The organism is Neobacillus sp. plas4, assembly GCF_057221695.1.
The window spans coordinates 3,273,749-3,292,900 of sequence record NZ_CM170152.1 but is presented as its reverse complement, the minus strand read 5'-3'; the positions used below and the strand labels follow the sequence as shown (position 1 = coordinate 3,292,900).

Genomic DNA, 19,152 nt, shown 5'->3' with positions numbered 1-19,152 from the left:
GACCTCCTTATAATTAATAAATTTCCATTTCCATCATACTACATTATTATGAAAGTATAGAACTCTAAACTGGAGTGATGTTCATGTTTGCAGCAGGGCAAAAGGAAATGAAGAAAATGGATCAATTTACCATTGAAAGAATTGGCTTACCCGGGGCAGTGTTAATGGAAAATGCGGGGGCAAGAGTAGTCGAAGAAATACTCAAAAGCGCTGAGAGCAGCAATCCGAGAGTGATTGTTTTGGCAGGTGGCGGCAATAATGGCGGTGATGGTTTCGTCATTACACGCAGGCTATTTGATCATGGATTACATCCACAGCTGTGGCTATTAGTTGATCCTGTTCGAATAAAAGGCGATGCTAAAATTCATTTAGATGTTTACCTGAATAGAGGTTTACCGCTAATTCAACTTCAAAAAAATAACTTTGAAACCCTTCAGGATGAATTAAGTCAGGCAGACATTATAATTGACGCCATTCTAGGAACGGGTGTAAACGGTCCAGTTCGAGAACCTTTAAAGAATGTGATTTCCATGGTCAATTCATTTGAAGGAAAGAAACTCATTATTTCAGTTGATATTCCATCAGGGGTTAGTAGCGATACTGGTAGGGTTGAGGGGGAAGCTGTCAAAGCCTCAAAGACGATTACCTTTGTGTTCCCCAAGAAAGGCTTCTTTCTAAATGATGGTCCTCAATATGTTGGTGAGTGGAAGGCAGTAGACATTTCTGTGCCGCCTTCGATTGTTGAAAAATTAGGACTAGAATTGCCTAGGCTTATTACCGAACAGCTGGCAAAGGCTGCTATTCCAATCCGGCCAAAGCATGGTCATAAGGGAACCTTCGGTCATGCGCTTATCTTAGGCGGTTCCCGGCAATATATCGGTGCTCCAATCTTTTCGGCAAAGTCTGCATTGCAATCCGGAGTAGGATTAGCAACCCTGGCCATTCCAGAAACTATTTATCCAATGGTTGCTGCACAAAATCCTGAATCTTTATTACTGCCTTTGTCTGATGAGAATGGGCATTTTTCGGAAGAGGCAATCGTTGAACTCGCACCGTTGCTTGGTCAATTTGATTGTGTAGCAGTTGGGCCAGGAATAAGCAGATTTCCAAACGGAGAAGAGTGGATGAAAGCATTATTTTCTCATCTGACCGATCAACCTGTTGTCATTGACGCAGACGCTCTAAACCTAATTCGAAACCAAATGGACCTGCTGAGGAATTATAAGGGTAAGGTAATCATGACTCCTCATCCAGGAGAAATGTCAAAGCTGCTAAATGTTTCGGTGAAAGAAGTAGAAGCAAACCGACTAGAAATCGCGAGTCAATTTGCCAAGGAGCATGCCATCTATTTACTTTTAAAAGGACATCGTTCTATTATCGCTGAGCCAACGGGAGAGCTATACATAAACCCACATGGTCATGATGCGCTTGGAAAAGGCGGGAGTGGTGATATCTTAACTGGGCTCATTGCTTCTTTTCTAGCTCAGGGAGCTGCTCCAATACATGCGCTTATTTCTGCAAGCTATTTACATGCTCGTGCAGGTGAAGAGAGAGCCAAAGAATTATCCCACTATGGCGTAATGCCTTTTGATATCATCGATGGGGTGAAGAGGCTCTTAAAAGAAAGTTAGCATTATTATTTATGTACTAATTTCAATACCTTGAACTAAAATAGAAAAAGGTAAAAAAAATTTGGAGTTGATAGTATGTATTTAGTGAGACCCCCTTGTTAATCTAAAAAGAAGACCATCCGTCCACCTCCTATAATCCTCTTAAAAAAAAGAGAAAAAGGAGGACTCAACTGGATGATGGTAAAAAACGTAAAGAAGCTCTACCTAATTATATTTTTTCATAACCTTATCCCTGCATATGTAATCGAAAGGTTGTTTTGGGAGCAACGGGGTATGACAGTTTTGATGGTGATACTTTGTGAAATCATTTATGCCGTCAGCATAGTCATATTTGAAATCCCGACAGGTGTTTTTGCTGATAGATTTGGTAGAAAAACGCTCATTGTTTTTGGATCCGTGTTATCGATGTTTGAATTTATTATTTTGCTGTTTGCCTTTAATTTTTGGACATTTGCTTTGGTTGTTTTTTTAGCGGGCATTTCGAGCGCCTGTACAAGTGGTGCATGGAATGCACTTCTATATGAGTCACTTTTAACAGTCAAAAAGCAAAAATCCTTTGAAAAAATTGTTAGCAGAATGAATTCACTTGATTTTATCGCATCATTACTTGCAGCCCTATCTGGAAGTGTTATGGCAAAATATTTAGGTTTTGAATTTAACTATATTGTTTCAGCAGTAAGTATGTTCCTAGCATTGGTCCTTACAATCCAATTAGAGGAACCACAAAGGAAAAGTTATCAAAAGAAGATGGGAAAAAATGAGGGGTTTTTTATGGTTTATGTCCGAAAATCCATCTCCTTCTATAAAACCAATCCAAAGGTAGTTTCTATTATAGCGCATGCGATGGGTATTGCTGCCTGTATTACGTATTTAGATGAGTTTTGGCAGTTATATTTAAATGAGATTGGCTTCTCTGTTCTATTTTTTGGATTATTTTCAGCCTGTATTTCGCTCGCCAGAATTCTAGGAAACTTACTTGCACCTTACCTGCTTACCTATTTCAAAGTACAATCAATTTTTCTCTTTATACTTGGAATCACCACTGTTTGCTTTTTCATGTCTGCTATATATCCAGGTATAATCGGCTTAATCAGTATCATACTCATTTTTTTTGCTAGTGGGGTGATAGATCCAGTCGTAAATGGTTATCTTCACCACCATGGGAATTCGGAAATTCGAGCCACAATTGAGTCAATTCAATCATTGATCGAGAGCATCGTAACCTTTACAGTTGGAATAGGCTTTGGTATGATTTCATCAAGTTTCTCAACCGTTTCAGGGTTCATGTTTTTAGGAGCGATATCCTGCCTATTTTTCTTATACTATTTGAAAAGTATTCAAGGCTTTTTTAAGAATTAGGAGCCATCCTACGGGGTGGTTTTACTATTTAAAACATGCTTTGATCTAGTTGAAACTAATTAGCCTGTTTTTTCGTCTTTTAATTAAGCAGCTAAGAAATTTGATTAGGAGTGATTTATTTGAAGTATTTTTATAAAGTGATTTCAATTACAATTCTATTTGCATTAATAGTGTCCGTCAGTAGTACAAGTAAGGCATTTGCCGACAGTAGTGGTAATAAGGAAGAGAGCATCAATGAAAAGTTTGGACTGCCAATTGTCGTTTACGGGGAAGCACTGTCTGCTGCACAAAAAGATGAAGTGAGAAAGCTTTTAAAAGTAACTGACACGAGCAAAGTGAAAGAGATTACGGTTAGTGGTCAAGACTTAGTCAAGTATATTAAAGGTGACCGTCACTCAAATATGTACTCCTCGGCTAAAATTACTAGAAAGGATTCAGGCGAGGGGCTAGTCATTAATCAGGTCACCCCTGAAAATATTACAGAGGTCACCAATGAGATGTATGCCAATGCCTTATTGACTGCGGGGATTCAGGACGCAGTTGTAGATGTTGCTTCGCCGGTAAAAGTCAGCGGCCACTCTGCCTTAGTTGGAATCTATAAGGCGTATGATGAAGGTAATGGTGCAACCCTCAATTTAGAGCGGACAGAGGTTGCCAATGAGGAATTGAATTTGGCTACTGATTTGGCTAAAAAAGAAGGATTAAATCAAGATAAAGTGAGTGAACTTTTGACGGAAATAAAAAAGGACATAGCAGAGCAAAATCCAGCCACGAAAGAAGAATTAGCTGCTCTTATTGATGACAAGTTAAAAACACTAGAAATAAGTCTAAGTCCTGAAGATCGTCAGCTCTTAATTGATTTGTTTGAAAAAATGAGAGATTTAAATATTAATTTTGAAAATGTTAAATCACAGCTTGAAAATCTTACCCAAGATATCCAGCAAAGAATTGAAGAAGCAGTAGGAGACCAGAATTTTTTACAAAAAGTAGCAGATTTCTTTAGAGAATTGATTGCTAGTATCAAAAGTATTTTTGCATAATATAACGCTCAGTCACTTGACTGGGCTATTTTTATAAAAAATTATTGATAAATCACGAGGAATGACCGCAGGACTATATAAAAATCCCCAGATTTTTGTTAAAATAGGATTTAAGGACAAAAGTTTCGACAAAATTCACAAAAAGATAATTTTGGTAGATTATAGTAATGAATCTGCTAATAATTAGATTTTAATAGACGCACTAGAATTTTTTGAATAATGAGGAAATGAATTTTGCGGGAGCAGGAGGAAATAGATAATGTGGGATTTTGAATTGGACATAGATCAAGTAGCGAGAATAAAGGTAATAGGTGTTGGCGGCGGTGGGAATAACGCGGTAAACCGTATGATTGAAGACGGTGTACAAGGTGTTGAATTCATTGCTGTTAATACAGACGCCCAAGCCTTAAAACTATCAAAAGCTGAGATAAAAATGCAAATTGGTGCAACCTTAACAAGGGGGTTAGGAGCCGGGGCAAATCCTGAGGTTGGAAGAAATGCCGTTGAGGAAAGCAAAAAGCAAATTCAAGAAGTGCTAAAAGGCGCAGATATGGTCTTTGTTACCGCTGGTATGGGCGGGGGAACTGGGACTGGAGCTGCACCTGCCATTGCGCAAATCTCACGTGAGTTAGGTGCATTAACCATTGGTGTGGTTACACGTCCATTCGGTTTTGAGGGTCGTAAACGGGCCACTAATGCAGCTGCTGGTATTGATTTAATGCGTCAAGCAGTAGACACCTTGATTATTGTTCCCAATGATCGTTTGCTGCAAATCGTTGATAAAAAGACACCAATGATTCAAGCATTCCGTGAGGCTGATAATGTGCTCCGTCAGGGTGTTCAAGGTATTTCTGATCTAATTGCGGTACCTGGATTAATCAATCTTGATTTTGCCGACGTTAAAACCATCATGTCAAACCAAGGGACTGCTTTGATGGGGATTGGCCTTGCCAAAGGGAAAGACCGTGCTGTAGAAGCCGCAAAGAAGGCCATTTCAAGCCCGCTTCTAGAAACTTCGATCGATGGAGCACAGGGTGTATTAATGAATATCACTGGTGGTAGTAATTTGAGTCTGTATGAAGTTCAAGAGGCTGCGGATATTGTCTCTTCTGCTGCAGACAAGGAATTAAATATGATTTTCGGTTCGATTATTAACGAAAATTATAAAGATGAAATCATGATTACCGTCATTGCAACTGGTTTTTCCGAGATGGATCTTTCTCATAAAAGGCCATCAACTGGTCCGTCAAGAGATGTAACCACAAAACCGCAATTACAAGGAATAGCCAGACGGGAGCACAGTGTGAAAGAAGATGTTAACCATACCAATGAAAGACCGCGGCAACAACAAACAGAAGATGCACTGGATATCCCAACATTCCTGCGCAATCGTAATAGAAGATAAGATAACCACAATGATTCAAAAAGACTGCTGAGAATATTACTTAGCGGTCTTTTTGTGCAGCAATAGAGAAAGTAAGTGTACCAATTTGCCGGGCTGATCATATTTTTATAATTATGAGAAGATTTTTTAAACTTTTATGCTAAAATAATATTGAAATAACAACAGCAGGGGGTAATCGCTATGTTAAAAGATATTTTTATAGGTTTATCTCAAAACCAATTTTTAAATAATGCTGCTAAAAAATATGGCCTAAAATTGGGGGCACAGAGTGTAGTTGCCGGAACCAATATCGATGAAGTCATCAAAAGTATTAAAGAGCTAAATGCACACGGAATTTCTTGTACAGTTGATAACTTAGGAGAATTTGTTTTTAAAGAAAAAGAGGCGTTAGAGGCAAAAGCACAAATTCTTAACGTTATTGAAGCGATTCACGAGTATAAAGTGGATGCACATATCTCTTTAAAGCCAACACAATTAGGTTTGGATATAGAATATAACTTTTGCTTAAGTAATATAAGAGAAATTGTTGATCGTGCAAACAACTATGGTATTTTTGTTAATATTGACATGGAAGATACCAGCCACCTGCAGCCAACTTTTGATGTTTTGGATGATTTATCTAAGGAATATGCAAACGTAGGGACTGTTATCCAAGCATATTTGCTACGTGGTGATGAATACCTTGAAAAATATAAAAACTATCGTTTGCGAATTGTAAAAGGGGCTTATAAGGAGCCTTTTGAATACGCTTACCAAAATAAAAGAGACATAGATTCAAACTTCATCAAGCTTATCGAGTGGCATCTATTGAACGGCAAATTTACTTCTATTGCTACACATGATCATAGGATCATTAACCATGTGAAGGATTTTGTAAAACGAAATAACATACCGAATGAACAATTTGAGTTCCAGATGCTTTATGGTTTTAGAAAAGAACTTCAACTGCAATTAGCAAGTGAAGGATATAATTTCTGTACTTATGTTCCTTTCGGAGATGATTGGTATGGATATTTTATGAGACGTCTAGCAGAAAGACCTCAGAATTTAAATCTTGTTGCTAAGCAGGTTTTTAATAAAAAAACAAACACTGTAATTGGAGTTGCGGCTGGAGCGTTCTTGTTAGGCAGATTGACTAAGAATACCAAAAAGAAACGAAGATAAACCTTTAAACCAACCCTTCTCAAATGAGAGGGTTTTTCTTTTTGTGTTTATATAGGTCTAAAGAACTATTATGAGTAAAATTGACAAGTTTATTACTTTTCAATAATAAGAATGGATTGATGAACCTGTATTTTATAAAAAGGGGGCAATTTTATGAAGAAGAAAAGATTATACCTTACGATGGCCTTTCTCTTAACACTATCGATGATTCTGGCAGCTTGTGGAAACAAAGAAGAAGCTGAGGAAAAACCAGGCAGTGGATCTGGGGAAGACAAACCAAAATTTGTTAGTATTTTAACAGGTGGTACGGGAGGAACCTATTACCCGTTAGGAGGCTCCTTTGCTAAGATTATTAAAGATGAAACAGGAATTGAGACGAATGCTGAAACAAGTGGTGCTTCCGCTGAGAACATGAACACCCTTAAGAATGGCGATGCAGAAATTGCATTTTCCCAAACAGATATCGCTTCGTATGCAGTGGACGGTAAATTAATGTTTGAAAATAATAAGGTTGATAACGTGAAAGCGATCGCTACGTTATATCCAGAAACCATTCAAATTGTTACAACGAAGGAATCCGGCATTACTTCAATTGAAGATTTAAAAGGGAAAAAGGTATCAGTGGGTGCACCAGGATCCGGTACAGTAGCAAATGCCCAACAAATTCTTGAAGTACACAGTATGACATTTGATGATATCCAAAAACAAGATCTATCATTCGATGAATCTACCCAAGGCATTCAAGACGGTACGATTGATGCGGCTTTTGTAACAGCAGGAACACCTACAGGAGCGGTTGAAAGTCTTGGAGCAACAGAGAATGTTGTTATTGTTCCGATTGCACAAGGCAAAATCGACGATTTAATTAAAAAGTATCCTTTCTATGTAAAAGAAGAGATTCCTTCTGGAACCTATGGATTAGAAGCAGCTGTAACCACAGTAGCCGTTCAAGCGATGCTTGTTGCAAGCAGCGATCTTTCAGAGGACGTTGTTTATGATGTTACAAAAGCAATTTTTGAAAATCTTGACAAAGTGACACATGCAAAGGGGAAATTAATTAAGGTAGAAAATGCCTTAAATGGTGTGGGAATTGATGTTCATCCTGGCGCACAAAAATATTTTGATGAAAAGGGTGTTAAAGCACAGTAGCCGTTTCACCTCAGGTACTATGAATGGCCGGCTGAGCACGAGCCGGCCTCCTTTTTCCAGTGGATAGGAGGGTTGGATGAAAAACGTTCTTTTAGTCCTATTTCTATCAATCTCCATGATTATTATTTATGTATTCATTCCACAACAACAATCTATTGTTTTCCAACCAAACGATAGTAATGCAAACATGGCTTACATCCCAACAAAAGAGGAAACTCAATTTAAAATTAAATACACCCATTCGATTCATTTAACTGATGTTGTTGAAAGTTACAAAATCACTCCCAGCAAAAAAATTCACCAATATGAGCTGATGTATGAAGACTTTTCAATCGGCATGCCTTCAAATGCTGAAGAAGGAGAAACGTTTGAGGTCCTAAATGGCTCCTATTACATTAAAAATATGAAACGGATTTTTCCTTTCTTTCATTTACGAATCGGACAGGTTCGTGCCAATCATACTGTGATTTTTAAAAATGTAGAATATCCATTATCCCATTCTATTCCGCCTGGGACGTCTGTAAAAGTAGAAATTCGTACATTGAACTTTATTGACCTTTGGAAAGGAGTGAATATACTTGAATCACTTTGAACAGACACTGTCTGATGAGAAACAACAGGAACTTTTGGAAAAGTATGATCCTGAAGCAGGAACAAGAAAACTAAAAGGTATAGCAGGCTGGATCGCCTTTACTGGCTTATTGTTATTTTCTTTATTTCACCTCTATACAGGAATATTTGGAACGCTGACAGCGCAGCTTCAACGTTCTATTCACTTAGGATTTGCCCTGGCACTTATTTTTTTCCTTTTTCCAGCGAAAAAGAAAAATCGGGGAAAGGAATTCAAAGTTGCTTGGTATGATATCATCTTTGCTGTCATTTCTGTGGTTGTAGGTGCTTACTGGCCACTCATGATTGATGAGTTGGTATTGAGGTCAGGGAATGTAACGCAGATTGACTTTTTTGTGGGTATTGCAGCAATTGTACTAGTTTTAGAGGCAACTCGCAGAACAGTTGGACTGCCTATTACCATTATCGCAATCATTTTTATGGTCTATGCGGTTTTTGGTCCCTATATGCCGAGTGTAATTGCGCATAGAGGACTCGAATTAGAGCGCTTAGTTCAAACGATGTTCTTTACAACTGAAGGGATTCTTGGGACTCCGATAGCGGTATCATCCACATTTATCTTTCTCTTCTTACTTTTTGGTTCCTTTTTAATCAAAACAGGAGTTGGAGAGTATTTTAACGATTTATCCATTGCGATTGCAGGCAGGAGTGTAGGCGGACCTGCGAAAGTTGCCGTATTTTCAAGTGCTTTACAAGGTACCATTAGCGGCAGTTCTGTTGCTAACGTGGTAACCTCGGGAGCTTTTACAATACCGATGATGAAAAATCTGGGTTATAAAAAGGAATTTGCAGGTGCAGTCGAGGCCTCTTCCTCTACTGGCGGCCAATTGATGCCGCCGGTTATGGGTGCTGCGGCATTCTTAATGGTAGAGTTTATTGGTGGAATCAGCTACTGGGAAATTGCCAAGGCAGCAGCGATACCAGCTGTTCTATATTTTACAGGTATTTGGATTATGACACATTTTGAAGCAAAGCGAATAGGTCTTCGTGGGTTAACAAAGGAAGAAATGCCTAATAGAAAAGAGGTTCTAGGAAAACTCTACTTATTACTTCCTATCATTGCGATTGTTCTTTTGTTAAGTTCAGGAATGAGTGTTATTAGGGCTGCACTTTGGTCGATTGTCATAACGGTTGTGGTAAGTGCGTTTAAAAAGAATACGAGAATCGGATTTAAAGGAATTATTGATGCCTTAATAGACGGGGCAAGGTCAGCATTAGGTGTTGCTGCGGCCTGTGCGGCGGCAGGGATTATTGTAGGAGTGGTAACGAAAACAGGACTAGGGTTGAAAATGGCGAATGGTCTGCTAGATTTTGCTGGAGGGGCACTGCTGCCGACCTTGTTTTTAACCATGATAGCTTCCTTAATATTAGGAATGGGATCACCGACAACTGCTAATTATGTAATTACATCAACGATAGCTGCACCAGCAATTATTTTATTAGGTGTTCCAGATTTATCAGCTCACTTATTTGTGTTCTATTTCGGAATTGTTGCTGATATTACTCCTCCAGTTGCATTAGCTGCATTTGCAGCTGCAGCGATTTCGGGCGGCGAGCCGTTTCGAACTGGTGTAGAATCAACCAAGCTGGCCATTTCTGCATTCATTATCCCTTATATGTTTGTTTTGTCCCCGGAATTGTTGATGATTGATACAACATGGACTTATTTGATTTGGGTTGTGTTTACAGCATTTACGGGGATGATTGCGATTAGTGCAGGGGTAATTGGATTCTGGATGAGAAAATTACATTGGGTTGAACGGATAGCTGCAATAGGTGCAGGATTATGTTTAATCTACCCTGAAACTATCTCTGACATAATTGGCTTAGTTTTATTTGCAATCCTGCTTGCCCTACAATATTTCTTTAAGCAGGGGCAAATGCCAAAAGTACAACATTAAGTATTAAAACAAAAATCGAGACTCTTTTTTAGAGATCTCGATTTTTGCTTTGGACTCATCTAGATTCAATTTACTTTCATTGAAAATAATCGAACTGTAGTTTAAGATAAAGTTCATGTATGAATTTACCAATACATATGAACAGGATACTACAGGAGGAACACACCAATGGAACAATCCTTACAAAAAACTGACTCACCACCATACGGAATTATTGCCGTTTTAATGGTAGGTGCTTTTATTTCTTTCCTAAATAATACTCTATTAAATGTTGCACTGCCTTCCATTATGAAGGACTTAAATGTGGATACTTCAACTGTTCAGTGGCTGACCACTGGATTTATGTTGGTAAATGGGATTATGATTCCTAGTACTGCCTTCTTAATACAAAAATATACTGTTCGAAGGTTATTTTTAGTGGCTATGGGTTTATTTACAGCCGGGACGGTTATTGCTGGTATTGCCCATGCATTCCCTTTATTGTTAAGTGCTAGAATGGTACAGGCAGCTGGATCAGCTATCATGATGCCGCTCTTAATGAATGTAATGTTAGTAAGCTTTCCTATTGAAAAAAGGGGAACAGCGATGGGGGTTTTTGGTTTAATCCTCATGTTTGCACCGGCAATTGGTCCTACTTTATCTGGCTGGATCATTGAACATTATGATTGGAGAATGCTGTTCCATTTCATCACGCCTATTGCAGCAGTTATTCTCTTGATAGGCTTCATAAAGCTCAAAGATAAAAAAGAAAAAGTTGATATCACACTTGACTTCTTTTCGCTTTTACTTTCAAGCATTGGTTTTGGAGGGCTTCTCTATGGATTTAGTTCAGCTGGCAGTAAAGGATGGTACAGCCCTCAAGTTTATTTGACGATTATTATTGGGGTTATTTCTTTGATAGGGTTTATCTTACGCCAATTAAAACAAGAGAGCCCGATGCTGAATTTTAGGATTTTTAAATATAATATGTTTGCATTATCATCAGCTATTTCTGCAATTGTAAATATTGCAATGTTTTCAGGGTTTTTGCTTCTCCCTATTTATGTTCAAACCATTCGTGGAATATCTCCATTGGATGCGGGCTTAATGCTTTTGCCTGGAGCTTTAGTAAATGCATTCATGTCACCTGTAACCGGAAGATTATTTGACAAATTTGGCGGCAGGATACTTGCGATTACAGGCTTGTTTATTACTACGGTTACAACTTATTATTTCAGCAGGTTATCTTTTGAAACAACCTATATGTCTTTAGTTATTTTACACGCCATTCGGATGTTTGGAATGTCGATGGTGTTTATGCCAGTGTCGACGAACGGGTTAAATCAATTACCACAACGTTTTTATCCGCATGGCACTGCGATGAATAATACTATGCAGCAGGTTTCAGCTGCCATCGGTACTGGTTTATTGATTACCCTTATGTCTAATCGTTCTGCTTCATATGGAAAAGAACTATCACAAGTCAATGTGCAAAATATGACTGAGCAGCCAACTGCAGCTGGCTTAGCGGAGATGAAACAGCAAATTGCGATGCAATCAATGTTAGAAGGAATTAATTTTACTTTCTTCATATCAGCAATCATTATTGGTGTTGCATTGATACTTGCTTGCTTTATCAAACGCGCTGTGCCGGCAGAGGATAATGAAAATACTACCCAAACAACTAAAAAAGCCGTAAATGAATTGGCATAGCAAGAAATATTACAAAGAAATCGAAATAAAAATCGATTTCTTTTTTTGTGGAAATGATTTCCGACTATTTGTAAATGTTTTATAATTACATTGGAAAATAGTTTTGCGTTTTTTATAGGGGGAAATTTTCGTTGAAAAGAAGATATGATTTAGATTGGATTCGAGTTTTAGCGACGATTGCTGTTTTCATCTATCATTGTTTTATGTTTTTTAATCCATGGGCTTGGCATGTTAAAAATAATCAAACAGACCCAACAATAATAACGGGCATTTCTTTATTTATGAGTGTATGGCTAATGCCCATTTTTTTTGCATTATCGGGAATCAATTCCTGCTACGCCTTACAGAGAAGAACTGGCAAACAATATCTTAAAGAAAGACTAACACGACTAGGAATCCCTCTCTTATTTGGTGTATTAATATTGACTCCTCCTCAAATCTATATGGAACGGGTTAGTCATGGGCAATTTTCTGGATCATTTTTTACATGGTTCCCTCACTATTTTGATGGAGTTTATCTCGATATAGGAGGTACAGGGAATTTTGCCTTTGTTGGACTCCACTTGTGGTACCTTTTGGTTCTTACGGTTTTTAGTCTGCTCACACTGCCATTGTTTCTTAAAAAGAAACCATCTATTTCCAGAGAGTTAAAACCATTGCACCTCTATCTATTAGCAATTCCACTGATGCTAGTAACCAGTTTCGTGGATATTGTAAATTTAGGTGGCTGGGATATTAGTATTTATTTAATCATTTTTCTATATGGTTATTTTTTCTTAGCCAACCAGACATTCATAGAGGTTGTTCAAAAAATGCCCGCATTTAATATGTCAGTTGCAATGGTGACCACCATAGTATTTGTTTATGGTTTCATGACAGGTATGACTGATGCAGGTGTCGGGGCTTCAATTTTCCTTGCTTGTGTCAAAGGTTTAAATGGTTGGAGTTGGCTGCTCGTCATTTTTACTTTTGCAGACAGTAAGCTATCCTATACAAATAAATGGCTTAACTATGGTAACGAAGCATCCATGCCATTTTATGTACTACATCAGCCGATCATTGTTACAGTAGGATTTTTTATTGCGGAATACGATTGGTCTATCCAGTTTAAACTTTTATTTATCATTATCACTGCATTTCTTATTATTATGTTCATCTATCAATTTGTTATTATAAAAGTCTCCTTTATACGGATCCTATTTGGGATGAAAGGGAATAGAAGAAAAACAATCGATATCCAAACAAACATTCAAACCGAAGAACATTGAAAGGATCAATAATTAAAAACTCAGTCCTCATATTAAAACTAGTTTTTTATCTTTTTAGGCTCGAAATGTTAACTTTTAGAAACTCTTTTTGAATTTAATTGAAATGTAGGTATAAAGGGACTACTATAATAAAAAAATACTAAATAGATTAAGTGAAAGAGAAGTTACTTTCTTTTCTCTTTTCCTCAAGGAGAGACAGCAATGCGAAGTTATCTCATCATAGGGATGTGTGTATTATTCTTATTTCAATACTTTTTAAAGATGCAGTGGCTTGAGTATGCGGTAGTTGCCCTATCTATACTTGCATTTTTGGGAAGTGCTCTAAAGGCTGATAAATTTCCACGTTGGCTTGGGATTATGATGATGACTGGAGGGTTAATGATTGAGTGGAATAAAGGTACAGGAATCGCTGGAATAAGTGAGGGGATATTTTTAATCCTCCCGTTGTTGAGTTTAATCACACTTGCTCCACTACTTTCAATCCCACTTAGGTTAGGTGGATATTTCCATTCCATATCTGTGTTGTTACGTAATTTATTACTACAGCCAAAAAAGTTATATGCAGGTATTACGGGGACATTATTTTTGTTAACACCGATATTGAATTTAGGTTCAGTAAGGATCATCAATGAATTTTTAGAGGAATTAAAACTCCCTGCTGCTTTGTCAGCAAAGGGCTATCTTGTTGGTTTTTCTACTGCGGTCATGTGGTCACCATATTTTGCGTCCGTCTCACTTGTATTGCATTATTTAAATATACCGTACAAGGATTATATTATTTATGGTGTAGCTCTTTCCCTGCTGTCTTTAGTAATTGGTAACCTATTGTTTGCAATTTGGGAAAGACGAAACCCGTTATCAAAAGAAGAAGGCGTAAAGGTTCCGTTAGAAAAACAATATCGAAATCAACTTACGAAATTAGTGTTTTTTGTGATCGTGTTAATTAGTTCCTGTTTACTTATAGAGAAGCTGACAAGCTGGTCGATGATTGTTATCGTCTGTCTCTTGTCAATCATCATTCCACTTTTATTTGGTATACAGACAAAACGCTGGAGCGAACTTGTTCCGAGATTAATAGATTTTCGAGATCGAACCGTTTTGATGTTGAACAATGAAATTATGCTATTTATGAGTGCCGGGATGTTGGCCTTCGCCCTGAAAGGTACTCCGGTTGCAAATGGAATTAGTGACTTTCTAACGACTTTAGCGCAACAATCATTCGTGTTATTTGCTATTGCTGTTATGGTAATTGTATTAAGTATTACTTACTTGGGGATCCACCAAATTGCGGCGGTAGGGGCTTTAGCTATGCAGTTAAACGCTGTAGAGTTAGGAATTAGTAACATTAGCCTCGCATTGTTGCTATTACTAACTTGGTCTATTTCCTCAGCACTAAGTCCATTCTCAGGATTAAACCTTATGGTGAGCCGATTTGCAGGAATATCAGGTGTACAGACTGGCCTGCGCTTTAACGGATTGCACTTATCGGTTATTGCGATAATTGGAATTGGTATTATTTCCATAATAGGATAAAGAAAAGCCTTCACTTTTGAAGCGTCCTTGCTTGGTGCGATAAATTATAGTAGGGTGGTTGTAAGATAACCCTCTCTTTATCCAAATATTAAGAAAATATAAATATTAATTTTTCTACTTTAAATGTAAAGGACAGATTATGATGAAGTTTGTGTTAGCGCCTGATTCATTTAAGGAGAGTATGTCCGCAAAAAAAGCTGCCCTTGCAATGGAAAAAGGGATACATTCGGTTTTTCCAGACGCAGAATGTGTGATTGTTCCTATGGCTGATGGAGGAGAAGGGACGCTTGAATCACTTGTAAGTATGACAAATGGGGAAATAATTAAAACAGAAGTTATAGGCCCGTTAGGTGAAAAAGTTATTGCGGAATATGGTCTTTTAGGTGAAGGTCAAACAGCTGTTATAGAAATGGCAAGTGCAAGTGGATTAGAAATCATTAAACTAGAAGACCGTAACCCCTTAGTGACTACTACGTTTGGTACAGGTGAATTAATCAAACATGCACTAGACAAAGGTGTGACCCGTATTTTAATCGGGATTGGGGGAAGTGCCACGAATGATGGAGGAGTAGGAATGCTCCAAGCACTCGGTGTTTCCTTTAAAGATAAGAACGGTCAAGAATTAACCTTCGGCGGTGGTTCATTAAATCAAATTTCTTCTATCGATTTAACCGGATTAGATAAAAGAATTGAGAATGTGAAAATTGATGTGGCTTGTGATGTGACGAATCCATTAGTGGGGGTAAATGGTGCATCTGCTGTTTTTGGACCACAAAAGGGTGCTTCACCTGAAGTAGTACAGCTTTTGGATCAAAACTTAGCTCATTACGCTGAGGTTATCAAACGTGAGCTAGGTAAAGAAATAGCACATACAGAAGGTGCAGGTGCTGCTGGAGGTCTTGGTGCGGGATTAATGGCATTTTTAAATGCTAATCTAAAAAAAGGTATTGACTTAGTCATTGAATATACGGGTCTTGAGCAAAGAATTATAGGAGCTGATTATGTTTTTACCGGGGAAGGCAGTATTGACGGGCAAACGTTATTTGGCAAAACACCATTTGGAGTAGCTTCAATAGCAAAGAAGTATTCTATTCCAGTGGTAGCTTTTGCAGGACGAATTGGCAGTGGTGTAGAACCTCTTTATGAAAATGGATTTACCTCCATTATTGGAATACTAAAAGGTGTTTCTACTTTAGATGAAGCATTGAAATCCGGTGAAGCAAATCTATCCTTCGCTGCAGAAAATATCTGTCGAGTGATTAAATTAACTAGATAAATCCATTAAGCAGTCATCATTCGATGGCTGTTTGTTTTTTATGTATAATGTGAATAAATTACTAATTATAATTTGTTTGTTAAAAAGAATGGATGTGGAGTGTTTGACAACGAAAAGATGCGGTTGGGTGAATCAGGACCCACTTTATATCGAATATCATGACCAAGAATGGGGTGTACCTGTTTTTGACGATCGGCTGTTATTTGAATATTTGAACTTAGAAGGTGCGCAAGCAGGGTTAAGCTGGTACACGATTTTGAAGAAAAGGGAAAATTACCGCGAAGCATTTGATTATTTTGATGCAAAAAAAATTATTTCATATGATGAAAAGAAAATAGAAGAACTTTTACAAAATGAAGGAATTGTTCGAAATAAACTTAAAATTAACGCTGTCGTAACGAATGCAAAAGCATTTTTAAAGATTGTAGATGAATTTGGTTCATTCAGCCAGTATATATGGGCGTTTGTTGATGGAAAGCCTATCTACAATCACTTCAAAAAATTATCAGAGGTTCCAGCTACAACAGAAATAAGTGATAGGCTAAGTAAGGACTTGAAAAAAAGAGGCTTTAAATTTGTCGGTTCAACGATTTGTTATGCTTTCATGCAGGCGACAGGGATGGTTAATGATCATGTAGAATCGTGCTTTTGTTATAAGCTTAAATGTAAATGAAAATATTAGGAATAGAATAATCAAGTGGAGACTCGTTGATAATGGGTCTTTTTTTTGTCCATTATAATGAACGTGTAAATAGGCGAATAAAGGGAGATAATGACGTTTATTAAATATTTACTTAGCACTAGATCTATATTATATTGTTCTTAATAAAAAACAATTACTTTTTAACCAATTTTGAAACTAATCAGGTAATTAATCGTCTAATAGGTATATTGTATTAAAGGGAATTTTTGTAAATGAATATTAATCTAGAAAATTTCGCAGGAATATGAGAATTTAGCACGGAATAGAATAGGTGAATGGATATGGATTCCTTTTTCTGAATATTTGGAAGTGTTTTCGTTTGGGATGGCGAGATTTTGGGAAAGAAGGAGAAGTCATGGTTATGCGGAAATGGGTGCTATTTACTATTTTAATTGCAAGTTTAATAGGTTTGGTTGGGTGTGCGGAGAAAACATCAGCAGGTAAGGAGTCTGTACAAAAGAATAATGTAATGGAACAAGAAAAGAAGCTGGAAGAACAAAAAGCCGCTGAAGAAACTGCGAAAAAAGCTGCAGCAGAAGCCGAAGCTAAGAGAATAGCAGCGGAAGAAGCTAAAAAGCCAAAAGTTGTAAATGTAATAGATCCTGGTACAAAAAATATTGTTAAAAGCTTCATTCCTGTTGATTTTGGGTTTGGAACGGATAATGAAAAATATAAAAAAGAGCTTGGAAACTGGGCTAAAGAATTAGCGAGAGGGACAGAAACAACACCTGGTTACGACACCAAAATGATACTGGATAAAATTGACGCAAATGGTCAAGTTATCAAAGGGAAACCAAGAGTCATTCTTGAAGAAGCAGAGCTAGTTACAAAAATAATCGAAGCATCTGTAAATGGCGGAGATGTATTCCTGCCAATTTATGTTACCGAAAGCGGCTATAAGCCTGAAGACGCAGCCCATTTAGCTGAAGTTGTGGTTGCAACCTATACAACAAAATTTAATCCGAGTGTCACAGGGAGAAATAAAAACATTGAACTGTCTGCACAAGCAATCGATAATGTCATTGTTGGAGTAGGAGATATATTCTCTTTTAATCATACAGTGGGTCCGAGTGATGAAGCACATGGTTATCAGCCAGCTCAAGAAATTGTTAATAAGCAGCTGGTGATGGGAATTGGCGGCGGTATTTGTCAAACATCATCTACCTTGTTTAATGCTGTTGATCAATTGGCTGTTGACTATGTTGAATGGCACCATCATTCCCTAACAGTGGGGTACGTACCAGTAGGTCGGGATGCAACGGTTTCATATGGTGGAAAAGATTTTCAATTTAAGAATACAGCGGGAGTGCCAATATTAATTAAGGCCGTTTATAATCCAAATGGAACCTTAACCGTTGAGATGAGAACTTCTGCTGCCTATCAAAGCTTACTTCAAAAAAGATAGGTTTGTATTATCTGAACATTATAAGGTCAAGGCATCATCCTAAACGGATGGTGTCTTTTCAATTTTGCATCCTATCCAAGTATGGATTAGCCCTATCCAAACTTTCAAGAATGACACCTTTTAAAAAGGGTATTATAAGTTAAAAAAAGGATTGTTAAATTAATGGATTTATTATTAGATGGACAAGTTGCATTCATTACTGGTGCAGGTTCTGGAATAGGCCGCGCTGCAGCATTAAAGTTAGCAGAAAACGGAGCGAAAATTGCTCTAGTTGATTTGCATCCGGAAAACTGTAAAGAGGTTAAGAAGTTGGTGGAGGAAAAGGGGAGTGAGGCCCTGATATTGGAAGCCAATGTTTCTTCAGATGTAGACATGAAGAAGAGTTATGACGCTGTTTTAAAGAAATGGTCAAGACTTGATATTGTTTTTGCTAATGCTGGTATTAATGGTGTAGTAGCACCAATTGAGGACCTTTCACCAGAGGATTGGGATTTAACTATTTCTAATAATCTACGAAGTACCTTTTTAACAACCAAATATGCCATACCTTATATGAAGAAGAACGGCGGCAGTATGATTATCACAAGCTCCATTAATGGTAATCGTAAATTTACAGGTTTTGGAATGTCCGCTTATAGTACTTCAAAAATAGGTCAAATGGGATTTGGAAAAATGGCGGCACTTGAATTAGCTCGATATGGAATACGGGTAAATATTATATGTCCGGGAGGAATTGAAACACATATAAATGAAAATACATGGAAAGAAAAAGAAGATTTAAAGAAAATAGAAATTCCAATCAACTATCCAGAAGGAAATCATCCCCTTGGTCAACGTTCAGGAAAGCCAGAAGAAGTAGCGGATCTTGTGTTATTTTTATCATCTAAACAATCGAAACACATCACCGGAACCGAAATTTACCTTGATGGTGCAGAGTCTCTATTATAAACTTCCAAAAAAACACGATGGAGGAATCACACCTTCATCGTGTTTTCA

15 protein-coding genes are annotated in these 19,152 nt (G+C 37.5%); all 15 read left to right on the top strand.

Annotated elements, in window-relative coordinates:
• Positions 1–83 precede the first annotated feature (83 nt).
• The 15 genes from AC2TFD_RS16330 (at position 84) to AC2TFD_RS16260 (ending at position 19,104) form a co-directional block, all read left to right on the top strand.
• Positions 84–1,631 (top strand): NAD(P)H-hydrate dehydratase, encoded by a 1,548-nt coding sequence (locus tag AC2TFD_RS16330; RefSeq protein WP_335569345.1) that lies wholly within the window; start codon positions 84–86, stop codon positions 1,629–1,631.
• 174 nt (positions 1,632–1,805) lie between these two features.
• A complete protein-coding gene (locus AC2TFD_RS16325; protein ID WP_484673583.1) occupies positions 1,806–2,990 on the top strand; it encodes an MFS transporter in 1,185 nt (394 codons plus the stop codon).
• Positions 2,991–3,109: 119 nt separating this feature from the next.
• Positions 3,110–4,030, top strand: coding sequence for a DUF1002 domain-containing protein (locus AC2TFD_RS16320; protein ID WP_420489207.1), 921 nt, complete (start codon positions 3,110–3,112; stop codon positions 4,028–4,030).
• 259 nt (positions 4,031–4,289) lie between these two features.
• Positions 4,290–5,435 (top strand): cell division protein FtsZ, encoded by a 1,146-nt coding sequence (ftsZ, locus tag AC2TFD_RS16315; protein WP_484673582.1) that lies wholly within the window; start codon positions 4,290–4,292, stop codon positions 5,433–5,435.
• Between the two features lie 180 nt (positions 5,436–5,615).
• Positions 5,616–6,599, top strand: a complete 984-nt coding sequence (locus AC2TFD_RS16310; protein WP_484673581.1) for a proline dehydrogenase family protein — start codon at positions 5,616–5,618, stop codon at positions 6,597–6,599.
• A 153-nt stretch (positions 6,600–6,752) separates the two neighbouring features.
• The gene (locus AC2TFD_RS16305; protein WP_335513202.1) at positions 6,753–7,748 is read left to right on the top strand and encodes a TAXI family TRAP transporter solute-binding subunit; all 996 of its coding nucleotides are present in this window, start codon (positions 6,753–6,755) and stop codon (positions 7,746–7,748) included.
• 76 nt (positions 7,749–7,824) lie between these two features.
• Positions 7,825–8,340 (top strand): DUF1850 domain-containing protein, encoded by a 516-nt coding sequence (locus AC2TFD_RS16300; RefSeq protein ID WP_335513204.1) that lies wholly within the window; start codon positions 7,825–7,827, stop codon positions 8,338–8,340.
• Positions 8,327–10,279: a TRAP transporter permease gene (locus AC2TFD_RS16295; RefSeq protein ID WP_335513206.1), complete on the top strand. Its 1,953-nt coding sequence runs from the start codon at positions 8,327–8,329 to the stop codon at positions 10,277–10,279. The genes AC2TFD_RS16300 and AC2TFD_RS16295 overlap by 14 nt, the downstream gene beginning before the upstream one ends.
• A 168-nt stretch (positions 10,280–10,447) precedes the next feature.
• Positions 10,448–11,971: a DHA2 family efflux MFS transporter permease subunit gene (locus tag AC2TFD_RS16290; protein WP_484673580.1), complete on the top strand. Its 1,524-nt coding sequence runs from the start codon at positions 10,448–10,450 to the stop codon at positions 11,969–11,971.
• 131 nt (positions 11,972–12,102) lie between these two features.
• Entirely contained in the window at positions 12,103–13,239 is a 1,137-nt protein-coding gene (locus AC2TFD_RS16285; RefSeq protein ID WP_335513210.1) for an acyltransferase family protein, read from the top strand.
• Between the two features lie 201 nt (positions 13,240–13,440).
• Positions 13,441–14,772, top strand: coding sequence for a TRAP transporter large permease subunit (locus AC2TFD_RS16280; protein WP_484673579.1), 1,332 nt, complete (start codon positions 13,441–13,443; stop codon positions 14,770–14,772).
• Between the two features lie 142 nt (positions 14,773–14,914).
• Entirely contained in the window at positions 14,915–16,048 is a 1,134-nt protein-coding gene (locus tag AC2TFD_RS16275; RefSeq protein ID WP_335513213.1) for a glycerate kinase, read from the top strand.
• A gap of 103 nt (positions 16,049–16,151) precedes the next feature.
• The gene (locus AC2TFD_RS16270) at positions 16,152–16,721 is read left to right on the top strand and encodes a DNA-3-methyladenine glycosylase I (RefSeq protein ID WP_335569350.1); all 570 of its coding nucleotides are present in this window, start codon (positions 16,152–16,154) and stop codon (positions 16,719–16,721) included.
• 385 nt (positions 16,722–17,106) lie between these two features.
• Positions 17,107–18,156: a VanW family protein gene (locus AC2TFD_RS16265; RefSeq protein WP_335520739.1), complete on the top strand. Its 1,050-nt coding sequence runs from the start codon at positions 17,107–17,109 to the stop codon at positions 18,154–18,156.
• A 162-nt stretch (positions 18,157–18,318) separates the two neighbouring features.
• Positions 18,319–19,104: an SDR family oxidoreductase gene (locus AC2TFD_RS16260; RefSeq protein WP_484673578.1), complete on the top strand. Its 786-nt coding sequence runs from the start codon at positions 18,319–18,321 to the stop codon at positions 19,102–19,104.
• Positions 19,105–19,152: the final 48 nt, after the last annotated feature.